Genomic DNA, 15,978 nt, shown 5'->3' with positions numbered 1-15,978 from the left:
TTCGACCAGTCTCACTCACCGGACGGGAGTTTCTATCCCATGTCCGGATCGTGAGACATCGATTTCATTTGTACGGAGGTGAAAGACAGGAGATCTTCCACCCACTCTCCCGGCCGCTCCCCCGGCCGCTCTTCTGCCGCTCTTCCTGGGGCTGACTCACCCGACGTCGAGACGCAGGAGGTCCTCCTCCGTCTCGCGGCGGACGATGACACGGGCCTCGCCGTCGTTCACGGCGACGACGGGCGGCCTGAGCACGTGGTTGTAGTTGCTGGCCATGGACCGGCAGTACGCGCCCGTGGCCGGCACCGCGATGAGGTCACCCGGTGCCAGGTCGGAGGGCAGGAACGCGTCCTTCACCACGATGTCGCCGCTCTCGCAGTGCTTGCCGACGACGCGGGCGAGCATCGGCTCGGCGTCGGTGGTGCGCGAGACGAGGGCGACGCTGTACTCGGCGTCGTACAGCGCGGTCCGGATGTTGTCCGACATGCCACCGTCGACGGAGACGTACGTGCGCAGCCCGTCGAGGGGCTTGATGGTGCCCACCTCGTACAGCGTGAAGGCGGTCGGCCCGACGATGGCCCGCCCGGGCTCGACGGAGATACGAGGAGTGCGCAGCTTGGCGCCCTCGCACTCCCGCGTGACGATCTCGGTCAGCGCCTTGGCGATCTCGTGCGGCTCACGGGGGTCGTCGTCGCTCGTGTACGCGATCCCGAGCCCGCCCCCGAGGTCGATCTCCGGCAGCTCGACACCGTGCTCGTCACGGATGTCCTTCAGCAGCCCGACCACCCGGTGCGCGGCGACCTCGAACCCGGACATGTCGAAGATCTGCGACCCGATGTGGCTGTGGATCCCGATGAGTTCGAGCCCGTCGAGCTGGAGCGCGCGGCGGACCGCTTCCGCCGCCTGCCCGCCGGCCAGCGGAATGCCGAACTTCTGGTCCTCGTGGGCGGTGGCGATGAACTCGTGCGTATGCGCCTCCACACCGACGGTGATTCGGATCTGCACGCGCTGCCGCCTGCCGAGTTCCTTCGCGATGTGCGCGACCCGGACGATCTCCTGGAAGGAATCGAGCACGATCCGCCCGACACCGGCCTCCACGGCCCGCCGGATCTCTTCCACCGACTTGTTGTTGCCGTGGAAGGCGATGCGGTCGGCGGGCATGCCGGCCGAGAGGGCGGTGGCCAGCTCGCCCCCGGAGCACACGTCCAGATTCAGCCCTTCCTCGTGCAGCCAGCGCACGACGGCACGCGAAAGGAACGCCTTGCCGGCGTAGAAGACGTCGGCGTCGGCCCCGAAGGCACTGCGCCAGGCCCGAGCCCGCGCCCGGAAGTCGGCCTCGTCGAGGACATAGGCGGGCGTGCCGAACTCCTCGGCGATCCGCTTGACGTCGATACCGCCGACGGTGACGACACCGTCCGTGTCCCGGCTGACGGTCTGGGCCCACACCTTGGGATCGAGGTCGTTGAGATCGGTGGGCGGGGCGGAGTAATGACCCTCGGGGAGGACGTCGGCGTGACGGGGCCCGGCGGGGTGTGCGGAACGGCTCATCTTCAGTCGTCTTTCAGAGGTGTTGGGGTGCGTCGATGCCGAGCAGGGACAGGCCACCGGCCAGCACCGCCCCGGCGGCTTCGGCAAGCGCGAGCCGGGCACGGTGGGCGGCCGAGGGTTTCTCGTCGCCGCGCGGAAGCACGGTGGGCAGGACAGCGAGGACGGCATCGGCGACGGTGACGAGATGCCGGGCCAGACTGTCGGGCGTGCGGTGTGCTGCCGCACGGGCGAGGACACGGGGGTGGTCGGCGAGGACGGCGAGAAGCCGCCTGATGTCGCCCTGCGGGTCTGCTGCTGCTTCGGCTTCGGCTTGTAGGGGTGCTTCTGCTTGTGCGGGTGCTTCCGCTTGTGCGAGTGCTTCTGCTTCTACGTGTCCGGGCTCGGGGGTGAAGCCCAGGTCGGCGGCGTTACGGCTGAGGGCCCGGGTACGGGCGTGGGCGTAACGGACGCGGAAGAGCGGGTTGCTCTCGCGCTGGACCAGGTGATCGGCGGTGATACGGGGCCGGTCGTGGGCGGCGGGGTGAAGGAGCGCCCAGCGGGCGGCATCGGGGCCGAGGACGGCGGGGTCGTCGGGCGCCGGGACGGGCCGCAGGTTCACGGGTTCGCCGTGGGCGACCTCGACGCGGCCGCCCTGGGATCCGACGATGCGCACGAGGGCGTCGGCGATGACTTCGGCTCGGACGTCGTACGGGATACGCACGTCGATGACCTGCCCGGCGAGTGCGTCGCCGTGACCGTATGCCGCGCCCGCACGGAGGATCTCGCGGGTGAGAGCGGCAGCGGCGGAACCCGCTGCCCCTTGCAGGCTGATGTTGATGAACCCCGGCCCGGTGACAACGACACCGGCGACACCGTCCGTCCGGACGAGGTGCCGTTGCAGGATCTCCGCGACGCGCAGAGGCGGCAGCCCGGCCGGCCGCGCGAGCTGGAGGGCGATGTTGGTGGCGTAGTCGCCACAGCCCCCAGGCCCTGGCGGCGCGACAACGGCCCGTCTCGGTACGGCCACGCCCAGCTCCCCCTCGTCGACAGCACGACGCACCGCGCACAGCACGGTACGGGAGAGCTCGACGGGGGTCACGGGACAAGCGTATGGGAGGAGGGGGGTGGGTATGCGACCCGGTTTGGGCGAAGGTCCGGGATATGGACGGGGCGCACCCCGCCGACGACGGAGGCGCACTCAACCGGCAGGGAGGACGGCAGACACGGCACGGCAGCGCACGACACGGCACAGCAGGGCATGGCACAGCAGGGCACGGCAGGCCTGTCAGCCGCCGGCACGCCCGGCCCGCTCAGCCTCCCCCGCGCCGAGAACAGTCCCGAGCTCGGGCTCACCACCCGCACCCCGGCCCCGCCCACTCCTCCCGCGCTCGACCAACTCCCGTACGAGGCACACGAGTTCGGCAGGTTCGAAGGGCTTGGCGAGGAACGCGTCGACGCCGACGTCCAGCCCGGTCTCGACCTCGTACGAGGTGCAGGCGCTGACGACGGCAAGGGGAAGGTCGCGGGTGCGTGGATCGGTCCGAAGCCGGGCCGCGGTCCGGAGCCCGTCCAAGCGGGGCATGACGACATCGAGAGTGATGACATCGGGCCGCACCTGATGAACGACATCCAGACACTCGGCACCGTCAGCCGCGGTCACCACCTCGAAACCCTCCAGCTCGAGATTGACCCTGATCAGCTGCCGGATGACCTTGTTGTCGTCCACAACAAGCACCCGACCCGACGCGCCTGGCACAACTCGAGAGTAGGTCGGGACCGGCCACCGCGTCCGGGTTTTCCCCACTTCCGCCCTGGGCGGGGGGGCGGGTTCCGCCCTGGGCGAGGGGCGGCTTGGGGTGGGGCGGCGGGCTTGCGGTGGAGGTGGCGGGCTTGGGGTGGGGCGGCGGGGGGTGGGAGTGGTTACAGGGGTCTCTGGGCGGACGTGGGTGGGAGCGGCAGCTAGGGGGACGGGCGAGCGACAGAGGGAGCCACGGAAGGGCGACGCGCGGGCAGACGGTGTGAGCAATGGCAGCGCGACGGGCGGACAGCGGTGGGAGCATTTGCAGGGGGCGATTGGCGGACAACAGCAAGGGGCGGCGGGCGATGCAGCGAGGGGTGACGCCCTGATCGACGTCGGAAAACCCGTTCATGAACACCCTGGATCAGCTGGTAGGGTTCTACCCGTCGCCACGCACACAGCGCAGCAGACACGCCCCCGTAGCTCAGGGGATAGAGCAACGGCCTCCGGAGCCGTGTGCGCAGGTTCGAATCCTGCCGGGGGCACCTTGCAAGAGGTGCCCAAAGACCCCGCCATCAGCGCTTTCGCTGAGAACGGGGTCTTCGCGTATGTGCAGCCGTGTGCCGCTCGGAGCGGGCGTATGTCGGGCGCTGTGGACTATGCGTGGACTGGCCGCGGGGCACGAATGCGCAGGTGAGGCCCAGGAAACGCCGAGGCCCCCGGACCGTAGTCCAGGGGCCATCATGCCGCAGGTGCGCGAGTCGGAGGTGTCTCGGGATCAGCTCCCGTCGCCGTGCTCGTCCTCCTGGCCGTCGTCCTCCCCGAGGAGTTCGGCGATCCGACGGTTGGCGACGTCTTGCCGACCGTCGAGGCACTTCGCGTAACGGCTCAGAAGCACCTCAACGCTGTTGCCCGCACGCTCTGCAACCTCGGTGGGGTCCACGCCAGCGTTGAGCCGTTCCGGCACGAGGGCGGAGGTGGCGCGGCAGACGGCCGCAGCTTCGTCGAGGGTGAGGTGAGGCGAGCGGGCGCGGGACCAGCCGCCCGAGGAGTCACCGACGATCGCGACGCCGGGCCGTTCAGCCGGGATGGCGGTAGCAGCGAGCGCCGCTTCAGGGGAGATGTCGGCCAGCGCCATGTTCGCCGACGACTCGTCGTTGACCCGGTGGCAGATACGCCCCGTCAGCTGTGCGCGCAGCATCGTCGCGCCCTTGCCGAGTTCGGAGCCGAAGCGCTGCCCGCACACTTCGAGATAGATGCCGGCCGCGCGACCGAGCTGGGCGATGCGGATGAGTTTGGTGACCATGGCGTCGCGTCGCTTCTCGTCGTCCCGACTCGCGGCGAGGAAGAGTTCGGCGACTTCGTCGACCACGACCACGACCGGCACCGGCCGTACCGCGTCCGGCAGCCCCCACACGTCCGAGGTGAGCACGGCATCCGAGCCCGCAGCGGACGAGAGACCGATGAGACGGAACCGCGCTTCCATCTCTTCCAGCAGGACGTCGAGGAGTTCGTTCGCCCGGTCCGGGTTGTCGGCAAGCGCCGACAACCGGGGCGCGAACGGCGCGAGTTCCACGCCCCACTTGCAGTCGATCCCGACGAGGACGACCCGTTGCCGGGCCAGGCCGCACACCAGGTTGCGCAAGTACACGGACTTGCCGGACTGCGTCGCACCGAGGATGAGTTCATGCAGCACGGCACGGAAGTCCCGTACGTGCCAGCGCCCGTCATCACGAAGCGCCATCGGAAGGGTGAGCGGTCCGCGCTGCTTCCATCGCCGTGCGGGCTGCACGTCGGAGAGGACGTCCCAGCCGATCAGCCGCAGTTCGAGCCAGCCCGGCTTGGTCGGGCGGATGTGCACGGCGTGCGCGGCCCAGGCGTGGCGCAGCCGGTCGGCCGAGGCCAAGAAGTCCTCGGGAGCCTGCCCGGTCGCCATGCGCAGCCGCATCACCAGCCCGGACCCGGTCGGCAGCGGAAACGACCGGCGAGGCGGTACGGGTGCCGCCTCCCGTCCGATCACCCGGGCCGTGGCCCGACGGACGGCCGAGGCCGGGACCGTCAGACCGCAGGCGTCCATCGTCGCCCGGTACGTGGTGAGCACGCGCAGCGCGACGAACGGGTAGCCGACGAGCCACCAGAACGCGACCGGCAGACGACGGCGCAGGACCAGCAGCGCGGCCAGGGTCAGCAGGCACAGTGTCAGCGTCCAGACGATGTTGTCGGTCATGGCGGTCAGCCCTGCGCCGGAGCCGGGGCGTTGACCATGACGGCGTCGGCCCGGTAGGCGATGCCGTGACGCATGCGCCCGCCGAACTCGCTCTCCCACGGCCGGGCCACGAGGCCGGGCATGATGACCGGGGCCCCCATCACCAGGCCCTCACCGATGCCCTTTTCGGGAACGGTGACCTTGATCATGTCCGAACCGCCCGCCGCGATGAACACCAGCTCCAGCACCATCAGCCGCTCGTTCGTCACCGGGTCCAGCGCGATCTCACCGGTCTGACGGTCCTTCACCTTGACCTCGGGCAGCTTCGTGACCAGCAGCGTCGCGGCCGAAGTCTCTACGGGGATGACACGCATTTCTTGAACCTCACTTGTCGGCGACGCCTTGCCCAGCGCCGCACCGATCTGGATACCCCCCTAGACAGTGCAGGGAGTGACCCGCCCTAACCGTCTAGGGGGGTTGACGACGACAATAGACTGACGGACCGTCAACTGTCTAGGGGGGTATACGTACGAGTCTCAGTGTGCGCTGATGCGTCAAGGCAGCGCTTCGATCGCGGGCTAACTGGGAGTCAAGTCCGCTATTGGGGCCAATGACCTGCGTGGATGCGCCGAGATGTACTCGGCTTTCACCACTATGAGTAGATGAAGCCGCCAGGTGGTGACCAGGAACCTCGCACGCTCGACGACGTCCAAGCCAAGGTCGGCAAGCGCCTTGACGATGTCGCCAAGATCCTTGCCGGTGCTCTGGTCACAGTGGCCGGCGTCATGACTGCACTGGGCTTGACGAGCGATGTCGTGTTCGTCGCGCTCAACAACGAGTCATGGCCCATCTACGTGGCCGCGCTCAGCGCCATTGTCGCCATCGTTTGCAGCATCGTCGCCCTGCTCATCCATCCGACGCGGCGGGGCAACATTTGGGAGACCGTCGTCCTGGGGCTCGGAGTCATCTTCTACATGGTGGCCTTGAGCGTGGCTGTCGTCGGCGCGGCCCAGGCGGCGGGTGGTAGCGGGCGTCCAACGCTTACTGACGTCACGCTCGCGGGCCAGGGATCCGATCAGAAGCTGAGCTTCGGCGTCCACGCAGACGGGGTTGATCAGTGGGCGAGTGTCAACGTGTACGTCACTGCCGTAGACGCAAACCAGAACGATCTACCCGAAACGAATGACCTCTTCAGCGTCAGCCTCAGGCCCAACGACAAGGGCGAGATCGACCACCAGATGAGCATGCCGCTCCCGGCTGTGCGCAATGCGTGGGGAATCGAGATCATCGCTTCGAACGCCGAAGGGAACGACACGTGTGAGGGACGATCCACTCACGGCCCCTCATGCGCGGTACTCCAACTCTCCTGACTATGCGATGACAGACGCAAGGTTCGAGCGTGTCAGCTCCAAAGGGTGGTCACGTCAGCAGCCAGTGCAGGGCGGTTGCGTCATCCCGCACCTTGCCTCGTGGCCATCGCAGCCCCTCGGGGTCGCCAGCTTCAGCCTCCCGTACACGGCGGAGCAGCTCACCGGGCCCGGACAAGGCGAGCACAGTCAACGTCTCTTCCCAAGGGGTGAGTTGGAAGCGGTCGACGAGTCGCGTTGCGCCGTCACTCAGCAGCGTCACGGACGTGAGCGACTCCAGCGGGGCCGCCCCGGTGAGCGCGTGTTCGGCCGCGCGTGGTTCCGGCCCGGCGATCCAGAAGCCGCCGGGCTGGTTGCGGAACTCCGTCAGGGCGTTCCGGTACTCGGCCAGGGCGGCGGCGTGCTCCGGTGAGCCGGTGGGCAACGCGTCGACCGGCCCGCGCAGTCGCTTGCCGACGTCGTCCAGGCGGCGGTCGGTGACGACGGTCGTAGCGCCGTCCTGGTCGGCGAGGAGAAGGGACGAGTCCCCGAGTACGAGGTACTCCAGAGCTCCCGCGCCAGCCCGGACTGCGACGACCGTGCTCGTCGGACTGGCCCGATAGGCCAGGTCGCAACCGTCCTCGTGCAGAGAGCGGACGGCGTGGATCGCATCGGCGAGGCATTCGGCGAGCGGCCGGGCGGGGTACGCCGTGATGGTGCTCAGCAGCAGCCCGCCCAGCGTCGCGGAGAACCAGGCGACGCTATGAGTACACCCGGTCTCCGCCCCGGCGACGCCAGCGCCGTCGAGGAGAACGGCAGCTCCGGGAGCGGCGGCGGCGAAGTCTTCGTTCTCCCGGCCCGGCTCAGCGGGCAGTGAGGCGAGGGTGACCCTCACGCCGACGTCTCCTCGTCGTGCCGGTAGAGGGGCGTGAGGAGCTCGACGGACTGCGGTTCGCTGGTGTCGGGGTCGTACTCGACGCCGACGAGGGTGGAGAAGCGATGGTCGCCCACCTGGCCCCACAGCGCGTTGAGGTCGGAGGCGAGCAGCTGCACGACGCCAAGGGAGCCCTGCGTGTGGATGCCGGCGATGGCCAGGAGCAAGCCGTTGCCGTCGGGGCGCGGCAGCCTGCCGACGTATCCGACGTCGTAGGAGCGGGCGGGATCACTGTCCTGTCCCGACCGGTAGACGACTCCGGTTCGCCGGTCGACGACCGTCCAGGGACCGTCTCCCGCCTGCTCCCAGTGCAGCACGGGATCCTGAGCGTAGGTGTCCCACATCTGCTGGGACATACGCGGGCCGCAGACGACGACCAGGCCGTCACGGTCGAGGTCGAGGTTCCCGCTCACCGGCACGTGCTCCGAGGTGACGTCGAGGCCGTACGACCGCGCGAGGTCTTCCAGCCGCTTGCCGGAACTGACGTCGTCAACGGCGACGACCGTGCGACCGCGCTCGTCGTCCCACCGCAGCGGAGTCGCGACGGTGACCGCACCCCGCCCGAGGAAGGCCCCTTCGGGAGCCGGTCCGGTATGGCGGATCTGATGGATCCGCCCGCGGCTCAGGCCGGCCTTCTCGGCGATCTGCGCGTACGAAAGCCCCTGCGCATGGAGGTCCTGAACGACGCGCCGCCGGAGCCGGGCGAGTTCGGTCACCTCTTGCTGCGCACCGGCCAACCGAGTCGTGACCTCCCGCAGGAGCAGATACGGATCATCGATCGCAGCGATCCGCTGCAACTCGTCCGACATGACCACACCTCCTAGAAGTACCCAGGAGTCTAGGGCCCTAGACGGTATGGGCGGGAGACGCCGCCCGGAACGAACGCCGATCGCGTAGAACCTGGCCCTGCGCCGAGGCACACCCCGGGGGCTCACCCTCCACTGTCCACGAGACGACCACGCGCGACCACCGAGCGGGACGTCATCGCACGCTCACCCGCGCCAGGTCGGCCCAGACGCAACGACTGCCGGCGGGCCGGTCCTTTACGCCCCAGTCCTTGGCGCAGGCCGCGATCAGCATCAGCCCGCGGCCGCCCTCCTCCACCGCCCTGCGCACACTGCGGACCTGGGGCTCGTCGTCGCCGCCCTGGTCGATCACCTCGATACGCACCAGGTCATCGCCGAAACCGACGACCACGAGGAACCACCCGCCGTACCAGCCGCTCCGCGAGTGACGTACGGCATTGGCCGCCAGCTCACCGACGACCAGGACTGCGTCGTCGACGAAGTCCGACCCCTCGTCCTCCAGCAGGCTGCGGACGAAGTGCCGGGCCTCCGCCACCTGCCAGGCCAGACCGGGAAACATGCGGCACCAACTTTTGAGCATGGAAACACTCCTCCTCGTCTAGGGGGCTAGACGGCACAGCGAGCAGAGTATTCCCATGCATGACCAATGAGCCAGGCATCTTGAGGAATTATTCCTCTAACGAGTGGTGGAGTCCTCCAACTCCCGAAACTCCTTCATCACCCGGACCAGGAGCTCCCGCGCCTCGACCCCGAAGACCGCAGCCTCTTCGAACCGGGCAAAGGTCTCCTCGTACGCGGCGACCTCGGCGGGGTCGTCGAAGACCCGCTCACCCCGGAAGCTCTCGACGACGACCGCCCGCCGGTCACACAAGGTGAACCCGTGCCGAGGCATGACCGGCACCCGCCGCCGCCACGGAATCACCCCGATGCGTGCAGTGCTGAGACTGTCGACCGCCAACAGCCGGTCGAACTGGGCAAGCATCAGCCCAGGGTTCCCCGGCCAGGTCCTCAGCACAGCTTCCGTCAGCACGAACACCGATTCCCGCCCCGGCTCGTACAAGACGCTCTGCCGCTCCACACGGGCAGCGACAGCCCGACCGATCGCCTCAGGGGTCGAGTTGGGCGCGCTCTCGAACACGTGCCGGGCATACTCCGCGCTCTGGAGCATGGCCGGCAGGACGACGCATTGAAACGAGCGCACCAACCGAGCCGACCGGACCGCTTCGTTGAGCATCGCCCCGGCGGGAGCCTCATCCTCGGATGCTTCGACGGTGTCCGGCGCAGCTTCCACAGCGGCCAGGAGGTCACGCACCTCGCCAGTGGTCGACTCATCGAGGCCGAGAGCGAGCGACAACCGACCCAAGACTTCGCCGCTGGGGACCATCCGCCCGTTCTCCACCTTGGACACGGTCGGTTGTCCCACACCGGCACGCTGTGCCAGCGCAGCACCAGTCAGACCAGCCTCTGTACGAAGCCCCCGAAGCCGCGCCCCAAGCGTCTTCATGCGCTCCCGCCGTTCACTCCCCATACGCAGGGTTCTACACCACGAGGCAGCCAGCACCAGGCGCGTGAGCCTAGATGATCAAGGTCAGTACAACCATGATTCAAACTTTCTCTACTGGTTCAAGGCGGCTCGCTCCGCTCCCCGCGCGCGGCCCGACCCCCGGCCGGGCCTGCGCTCCTGTCTCCGCCCCGCTCCAGCCCGGCCGGCGCCCGTACCGCGGCACAGCGATCAGCCACCTGATGCCAGAGAAGGGGTACACCGTGGCTGGGGCGGTCGGCTCCACGGCTTTACGGAGCCACTTTGGCGCGAGCCTCGAAGATCATGGCCCCAACGTCGTGCTTTACCGGGCAGGTCCACTACCTGCCCGACGCGCCGGAAGCTTACGGGGCCGTGATCACTCGCGCCAAAGCAGCGCCACCCCAAAGCCGCTCCGCCGACCTTGGATTTGCGTCAGCAGTTCTGTTCCAGCGTCGTGACGATATGTTCAATGGTGGCAATGGCGTCGAGCGCATCATCCGATGTGATTGGCGTGCTGGTGCCGCCCGACAATGGATCGAGGTCACATTGGTGCACTATTCGATTTCGTCGACTTACGACCACACCCAAGGCGGTCTTCTGTGAGTGTGCATCACTCGAAAAAGCTGTCGACCAGATCTTTGGAATTCCCACCATTGAGAGAGCTGATGCGATGTCATCTGGACGCTGATATGTTTCGAGCCCGAGGCGCTCTGCCACGTAGGTGCGAGCGGCCAACTCTATGGCGACATCTCCAGGTGGGCCCGCGGACATGATCTGCCCAATGGCCCCGAAGCTCAAACCGACTTTTGATGATGCGGCCACCTTGAGTCGCCCCATCAAGATGTCTACTGCACGGTCGAGAACCACGCCATGAATATATGAATCTAGAGCAGCCACGGCATGCACCAGAGCCGATCTGAAATGGTCTTCACCGCCGATCAGACCATTCGTGATCGATGACAGCGACTGTCCGATTCCCACTAGATCACGCGCACGCTTTATTTCTCTCTCGAATTCAGGGAAGCGGCGAGTTGCCATCACACTTCCTGATCCGTCAGTGACTCCACGCGACTGGCCAGACTATCGAAGGTGTCGCGGAACTTTTGAATGTTGACGGCCGTCAGCTCCCATACGCTACCGCCACGCCCTACATCCTGTTGCGTAAGCTCGAAGACTGGCTTTCGGCTTTGCTGCGAGTTGGCAATCAGGGTGTTGAAATCCGGAATCGATGCAAGCCTGTAGGGTGGTTCTTCCCCTACGCCACTGTACAGCGAGTCATCAAACATTAGGTCGCCGGACCGTAGGGCGGGGACCAATGTGTCCTTGATGGCACCGTCCAAGGCGTCGAAGTACTCCTGGAAGGCGATTGTGGGAGCCCCGTTCTTGAGTCGGTACCGCTGCACGATCGTACCCAAGAATTTTAGCTTCGGGCGAGGAAATACATAGTCAGCTTTTGCTAGTGCATCCAACTCAGCGGCGCGCTCCGCCCAACGAATCCATTTCGGCAATACACGAGCCAGGGAATCCATAGCCATGACAGAGAAGACGTCCGGACTCGCCGGCACGATGAAGTAGTCGGAAATGGATACGAGGTTTTGATTAATCGACCCAAGTCCGGGACTCAAATCGAGAATTACATAATCCGCCTTGTATTTTTCCGCCGTTAGCTGGAATAGATGAGAGAAGCTACCTGGAAGATTCTTAAGCGCTTGGATTGATTCAGAGAGCTGCTGGGCAACACCGAGTGAGACTTCGTCTTCAGCCAGACCAACGTGGCCAGGGATCAGAAACAATCCATCCCGTCCGGTAACTGGTACGCACTCCACCGGAACGAGGGGGCGGGGACGAGATTGAAAAGCCGGATCTAGGGCGTCGCGAAGGTTCTGGTTGGGATGGTCTGAATAGAACTTGTCTAGGGCGTCAACTTGAGTGAGATCCAAAACCATACCCGTGAGATTGCACTGCGGATCTGCGTCGACCATAATCACGGTCTTTCCGCGCTGAGCAAGCATCCAGGAAAGGTTAAAGCATGTGGTCGTCTTGCTTACGCCACCCTTGTTGTTGAACATGGCGATAATTTTTGCCACGGATTCCCCCGAAAATTGCGACTCACGCAATGAGTCTTGTCCCGGCTCGTCCGGTTATCGTAGCCCCTGTACGCCTCCGCAGTGCAGTGAAGTCGGAAGTCCGTCTGATGGCTTCGCGCCTGCGGCAGCCGTTGACAACCTGGGCACGCCACAGGCCTGCGCATGAGCGCTGCCCTGGTGTGGCTCACGATTCGACGGCGGTGGAGTGCGAGGGGCTGCACGAGACGTAACAGGCGCTGGGTGCCTCCACGAAGCTCGTCTGTCTGATCTTCACGGCTGCCCCTGAGAACCGCATCCGCGCCGCCTGGGCTTGATCCGCTCTGACGAACATCGCCGAGCAGCGTGGCCGAGGCCCGTTGGTGGGTACCGTGGCACACGCGCGCCTATCCGGTCGACGCACCCACCGTCGCGGCTGACTGTCGTCGGCTGAGCCCCAGACACCCCGAAACTCGTGGACGTCTCCCAGTGCGTGCGTGCCATTCGCGTGCCAGGTCGTGCGGGGAACCACGGGGAATGACGGGGAGCAGGTCGCCGACCAGTCAGGTGCCGTAGCTGCTCCATCCCAGGTCAGCCTAGCGATCGCTTCTGGAAGACCCAAGCTTCCCAAGCTGAGGGCCTCGGCACCGTGGCCGCGGACCGGCCGTCGTGCCCCACTCCGGTCAACGACACCATCAGAGTGGCTAAGGCCGGTCGGGTGCAGCGAGGCACGCGCGCCTGGTCGGTCGGCGTGCCCGCCATCTTGGCTGACTTGCGTCGGTTGAGGCACAAACGACCTCCGAGACGAGGTGCTGCCCTTGCTGATGGAGGGCAGCCCGTGACCTTGACTCAGTCATTGAAGCTCCAGCCCAAAATCGCTCCGCCGGTCGCTCGTGTGGCGCTGCACAGCGCTGGGAATCATCCCTCTCAAACGAGCCATGGACAAGCAGCTTGCTGGCAGATTCCGGCAGAACAAAAGGAGCAAGGGACAAGACATGGAATTCTGGCGAAACAGACACTTCTCATGGGCTATTACTGTTGTCGCAATCGCCACCGTTGCGCTGACCCCAGCAATCCTCAAAGGCCTCTCATTTCTCGGAGCAGACTGGCAATCGCTCAGCAATGTCGGGCAGGCCTACGGATTCCTCTCCGTAATTTTCTCGGGCGCAGCACTAATTGGGGTTGCAGTATCTCTCGCCTATCAAGCCCACCAGACCAACATATCCAACGAGGAAGAACGGCGGGCCGCGCACCGCGAGCTGGCGCTTATGTCGCTCAACGATCCTGAGCTTCTCGTTTGCTGGCAACCATCACAGAGCCCACTCCCTTTGTCTCTGGCAAGGCAACTCCACTTCACGCATTTGATCGTTACGCAATACTACTCCGATTACTTGCTCAAGCGTGTGAATGACGATGCAACGCGCGTCCAGCTTGAGTTGCACTTCCGGGGTGAGCGAGCGCGAGATCATTGGGTCGATCGTTCTGTGGGCTGGCGCGAGTTTGCAGAGGCGACGGGAGATGCGCGGCAGATTCGCTTTGTCGACCTAATGGACGAAGCATACGAAAATGCTGCGGCTGCCGGACCTTCGATAGCGGCCTCATCTTATTTCACCCCTGATCCCTGATGACAATCCCGCATGGAGATCGCAGCTTGCGGCTGATGAGACCGGAAGATCTGGACGAGGGCACCGCGGGAAGACGCTGTCAGGGTCACTGACCTGGTGGGAGCCGTTAGGGAAGGCTTCCTCATCACCCGCAACCCGACCCAGTACGCGAGAACGGCAACCGCGAGGCTGACGAGCGAAGCGGCTGTATGCGGATACTCCCGGGTCAGATGCGTCGCCGTTTCAAGAGCTGGCCCGCGACTGAAGAAGAAGCCGGTTGTGGCCGCCAGGGTGGCTCCGGCCTTGTCCTTGGTCCACCGCGCCTTTGGCCCGGAGTTGCTTGTCACCAGACGGTTGTATCGGGGACGTGGGCGGTGCACAAGATCGGGGCGACCCAGGAGAGACCACCCTTCCGCTCCGTGGTTGCGCGGTACAGCAGCGAGGTACAGCAGCCCCAGCAACCGGCAGCACTCCACACCGGCTCTTACGGGCCCCCGGGCAACCTGTATGACCTCCCCTGACCGATCTCTGTAGAGCTACGGATCAGATGCTGTTCTGTCTCAAGCCCCACCAGACCGCAGCATCGGTGAGTGTCTAACTGCGTGACAACGCCAGCGGACAACGGCGGACGAGCGCGAACACCTGCGGACAATCAGCGCAGGCTGGAGGCACAGCAGCCCAAGGATGAGCGTGCGCCCAAGTTGCTTCGGGACGAAGAAGTCATCACCCAACGTCTCATCACCACGCTTCCGCCGGCACGGCTTGCTCTGGTCGAAGGCATCGCAGCGTGGCTGAGGCCGGTGGGGGCACAACGAGGCATACGCGTGCGTGGTCGGTCGGCGCGCCCCTCGTCGTGGCTGACTGTCGTCGGCTGAGGTTCAGACAGGTCTCATCGAAAGGCCCATACGTCGAGCGTGGCCCTGCATACGAGACTGCCAGCCCGCGGTAGCTCCCCGCGACAAACGAGCAACGATCAGCACTGATTCGATAACACATAGCGACGGCAGCCAGTTTTGAGTTGATAGCGACGCTCTCAACTACCCCTGACGTGCTGTTTGCGCTTGGCTGCAACTCGTGCTTCTAGCACTGCGAGAGAAGCGACCGCAAAAGTGATCAATGGAGTGGTGACGTAGGTCAACGGTAGACAGTTGCTTTCGGCGCGAGCTGGGGTCATCCTTGCGACCCGCCCCACTCCCCAGCCACGCCATCCAGGACAGGCCAGGGTGGGCGCTTCGTTCAGTCACAAAGCCTCTCGACTGCTTGAAATGCAACGCAGCACGCCGCACCCTAAGACCCCACTGAGAAGACTGGAGCGGTACATAGGGAGCAGCGCCGCATGACCGAAGGGTCGGGCATGGAGAAGAATAAGAAGAGGAAGAAGAAAGAAAAGCTGTCGAAAGAAATCCAAAGGCATCGGTTCGATCTCCAGTGGGGGCGCTTGCGCCTCACGATTGACGACATTCCCCCGTGGGTACTTGCCGTTGTGACCACGGCAACCTGCACGGGCGGTACGTGGTTTATCCATCGCTGACGCATTACAAGCACCTGCCCCGGAAGCGCTAGCGGAGTGCTCGACAAGGTCCCAGTGCATCCGTGCGGATGGTCGCACTATTGATCAGGCCATCGCGCTCTCCCTCGACTTGGCCATTACGCAATTTGGCCCACACTGCCGCACCAGACATGACAACCCGCGGAGCGAAGCTGGCCGCTAAAGCGTGGCGCAGCCGCGCCACACGTCGGATAGCCGGGTCACCCAGATTCCCGCATTGGCGGCGAGCCACGTGAACGACCGGTAGATACTCCACTTGCCCAGGTAGCCACGGGGCTTGGCCGGCACAGGCGGCCCGCCAAGTTGATCGAAGTTCTTAATGTAGTCGTCGGTCATAGGTGGACTACCCGTGGACTCATCGCGTCAGATCGGCCACTGCAGGGGTATGACCTGCTGCGTTGGCTGGGTACCAAGCGGCCTCCGGAGCCGTGTGCGCAGGTTCGAATCCTGCCGGGGGCACCCTGTATGAGGTGCCCAAAGACCCCGTCACCAGCGGAAACGCTGAGGCCGGGGTCTTCGCGTATGTGCAGGCGTATGCGGCCCGAAGCTGCTCTATGTCGAGGTCTGTGGACGAGGCGTGGACGGGATCTTGGAGCATCGCCGCAGGTGAGCCCGCAAAACGATGCGGCCCGGACCCGGGACAGGCGTGGGACCGCATCGCAAGGCTGCACCGACTCCCCTAA

15 protein-coding genes and 1 tRNA gene are annotated in these 15,978 nt (G+C 65.5%); 4 read left to right on the top strand and 12 right to left on the bottom strand.

Going from position 1 to position 15,978, the window contains the following annotated elements:
- Nucleotides 1-156 precede the first annotated feature (156 nt).
- The 3 genes from lysA to ACYUED_RS30335 form a co-directional block, all read right to left on the bottom strand.
- Nucleotides 157-1,548, bottom strand: coding sequence for a diaminopimelate decarboxylase (gene lysA / locus ACYUED_RS30345; RefSeq protein WP_491287142.1), 1,392 nt, complete (start codon nt 1,546-1,548; stop codon nt 157-159).
- A 13-nt stretch (nt 1,549-1,561) separates the two neighbouring features.
- Complete coding sequence (gene nrtL, locus ACYUED_RS30340) at nt 1,562-2,626, bottom strand: ArgS-related anticodon-binding protein NrtL (RefSeq protein ID WP_491287140.1); 1,065 nt, start codon at nt 2,624-2,626, stop codon at nt 1,562-1,564.
- A gap of 186 nt (nt 2,627-2,812) precedes the next feature.
- The gene (locus ACYUED_RS30335) at nt 2,813-3,262 is read right to left on the bottom strand and encodes a response regulator (protein WP_491294501.1); all 450 of its coding nucleotides are present in this window, start codon (nt 3,260-3,262) and stop codon (nt 2,813-2,815) included.
- Nucleotides 3,263-3,738: 476 nt separating this feature from the next.
- Between ACYUED_RS30335 and ACYUED_RS30330 the strand changes: the two genes are divergently transcribed.
- Nucleotides 3,739-3,810: transfer RNA gene (locus tag ACYUED_RS30330), tRNA-Arg, on the top strand.
- Between the two features lie 233 nt (nt 3,811-4,043).
- Here ACYUED_RS30330 and ACYUED_RS30325 read toward each other — a convergent pair.
- Both ACYUED_RS30325 and ACYUED_RS30320 read right to left on the bottom strand, forming a co-directional pair.
- The gene (locus tag ACYUED_RS30325; RefSeq protein ID WP_491287138.1) at nt 4,044-5,492 is read right to left on the bottom strand and encodes an FtsK/SpoIIIE domain-containing protein; all 1,449 of its coding nucleotides are present in this window, start codon (nt 5,490-5,492) and stop codon (nt 4,044-4,046) included.
- A 5-nt stretch (nt 5,493-5,497) separates the two neighbouring features.
- Nucleotides 5,498-5,845, bottom strand: a complete 348-nt coding sequence (locus ACYUED_RS30320; protein ID WP_491287136.1) for an SCO3933 family regulatory protein — start codon at nt 5,843-5,845, stop codon at nt 5,498-5,500.
- Between the two features lie 288 nt (nt 5,846-6,133).
- Here ACYUED_RS30320 and ACYUED_RS30315 point away from each other — a divergent pair, with 288 nt between their 5' ends.
- Nucleotides 6,134-6,841, top strand: coding sequence for a hypothetical protein (locus ACYUED_RS30315; protein WP_491287134.1), 708 nt, complete (start codon nt 6,134-6,136; stop codon nt 6,839-6,841).
- 49 nt (nt 6,842-6,890) lie between these two features.
- On the opposite strand, the gene ACYUED_RS30310 is transcribed toward ACYUED_RS30315, so the two are convergent.
- From ACYUED_RS30310 to ACYUED_RS30285, 6 genes are all read right to left on the bottom strand, one after another.
- The gene (locus ACYUED_RS30310) at nt 6,891-7,712 is read right to left on the bottom strand and encodes an integrase (RefSeq protein WP_491287131.1); all 822 of its coding nucleotides are present in this window, start codon (nt 7,710-7,712) and stop codon (nt 6,891-6,893) included.
- Nucleotides 7,709-8,560, bottom strand: coding sequence for a sigma factor-like helix-turn-helix DNA-binding protein (locus ACYUED_RS30305; RefSeq protein ID WP_491287129.1), 852 nt, complete (start codon nt 8,558-8,560; stop codon nt 7,709-7,711). The genes ACYUED_RS30310 and ACYUED_RS30305 overlap by 4 nt, the downstream gene beginning before the upstream one ends.
- 172 nt (nt 8,561-8,732) lie before the next feature.
- Nucleotides 8,733-9,137, bottom strand: a complete 405-nt coding sequence (locus tag ACYUED_RS30300; RefSeq protein WP_491287127.1) for an ATP-binding protein — start codon at nt 9,135-9,137, stop codon at nt 8,733-8,735.
- Between the two features lie 96 nt (nt 9,138-9,233).
- Complete coding sequence (locus ACYUED_RS30295) at nt 9,234-10,085, bottom strand: helix-turn-helix domain-containing protein (RefSeq protein WP_491287124.1); 852 nt, start codon at nt 10,083-10,085, stop codon at nt 9,234-9,236.
- A 426-nt stretch (nt 10,086-10,511) separates the two neighbouring features.
- The gene (locus ACYUED_RS30290) at nt 10,512-11,117 is read right to left on the bottom strand and encodes a hypothetical protein (protein ID WP_491287121.1); all 606 of its coding nucleotides are present in this window, start codon (nt 11,115-11,117) and stop codon (nt 10,512-10,514) included.
- Complete coding sequence (locus ACYUED_RS30285; RefSeq protein ID WP_491287119.1) at nt 11,117-12,166, bottom strand: ParA family protein; 1,050 nt, start codon at nt 12,164-12,166, stop codon at nt 11,117-11,119. Before ACYUED_RS30285 ends, ACYUED_RS30290 begins: the two co-directional genes overlap by 1 nt.
- A gap of 914 nt (nt 12,167-13,080) precedes the next feature.
- Here ACYUED_RS30285 and ACYUED_RS30280 point away from each other — a divergent pair.
- Complete coding sequence (locus ACYUED_RS30280) at nt 13,081-13,767, top strand: DUF6082 family protein (RefSeq protein ID WP_491287117.1); 687 nt, start codon at nt 13,081-13,083, stop codon at nt 13,765-13,767.
- Between the two features lie 1,315 nt (nt 13,768-15,082).
- On the top strand, nt 15,083-15,277 hold the full coding sequence (locus tag ACYUED_RS30275) for a hypothetical protein (RefSeq protein ID WP_491287115.1): 195 nt from the start codon (nt 15,083-15,085) through the stop codon (nt 15,275-15,277).
- A gap of 177 nt (nt 15,278-15,454) precedes the next feature.
- On the opposite strand, the gene ACYUED_RS30270 is transcribed toward ACYUED_RS30275, so the two are convergent.
- Nucleotides 15,455-15,631, bottom strand: coding sequence for a hypothetical protein (locus ACYUED_RS30270; RefSeq protein ID WP_491287112.1), 177 nt, complete (start codon nt 15,629-15,631; stop codon nt 15,455-15,457).
- Nucleotides 15,632-15,978 lie beyond the last annotated feature (347 nt).

This window comes from Streptomyces sp. DF42, assembly GCF_058267695.1.
Note: the sequence above shows the minus strand (reverse complement) of the source record. Positions and strands in the feature narration are given on the sequence as shown.

Excerpts from the sequence above, each read along its gene's own strand:
- ACYUED_RS30300 (WP_491287127.1), bottom strand. The coding sequence starts at position 9,137 with ATGCTCAAAAGTTGGTGCCGCATGTTTCCCGGTCTGGCCTGGCAGGTG.
- ACYUED_RS30305 (WP_491287129.1), bottom strand. The coding sequence starts at position 8,560 with ATGTCGGACGAGTTGCAGCGGATCGCTGCGATCGATGATCCGTATCTG.
- lysA (WP_491287142.1), bottom strand. The coding sequence starts at position 1,548 with ATGAGCCGTTCCGCACACCCCGCCGGGCCCCGTCACGCCGACGTCCTC.
- ACYUED_RS30290 (WP_491287121.1), bottom strand. The coding sequence starts at position 11,117 with ATGGCAACTCGCCGCTTCCCTGAATTCGAGAGAGAAATAAAGCGTGCG.
- ACYUED_RS30295 (WP_491287124.1), bottom strand. The coding sequence starts at position 10,085 with ATGGGGAGTGAACGGCGGGAGCGCATGAAGACGCTTGGGGCGCGGCTT.
- ACYUED_RS30315 (WP_491287134.1), top strand. The coding sequence starts at position 6,134 with ATGAAGCCGCCAGGTGGTGACCAGGAACCTCGCACGCTCGACGACGTC.
- ACYUED_RS30275 (WP_491287115.1), top strand. The coding sequence starts at position 15,083 with ATGACCGAAGGGTCGGGCATGGAGAAGAATAAGAAGAGGAAGAAGAAA.
- ACYUED_RS30325 (WP_491287138.1), bottom strand. The coding sequence starts at position 5,492 with ATGACCGACAACATCGTCTGGACGCTGACACTGTGCCTGCTGACCCTG.
- ACYUED_RS30270 (WP_491287112.1), bottom strand. The coding sequence starts at position 15,631 with ATGACCGACGACTACATTAAGAACTTCGATCAACTTGGCGGGCCGCCT.
- ACYUED_RS30280 (WP_491287117.1), top strand. The coding sequence starts at position 13,081 with ATGGACAAGCAGCTTGCTGGCAGATTCCGGCAGAACAAAAGGAGCAAG.
- ACYUED_RS30320 (WP_491287136.1), bottom strand. The coding sequence starts at position 5,845 with ATGCGTGTCATCCCCGTAGAGACTTCGGCCGCGACGCTGCTGGTCACG.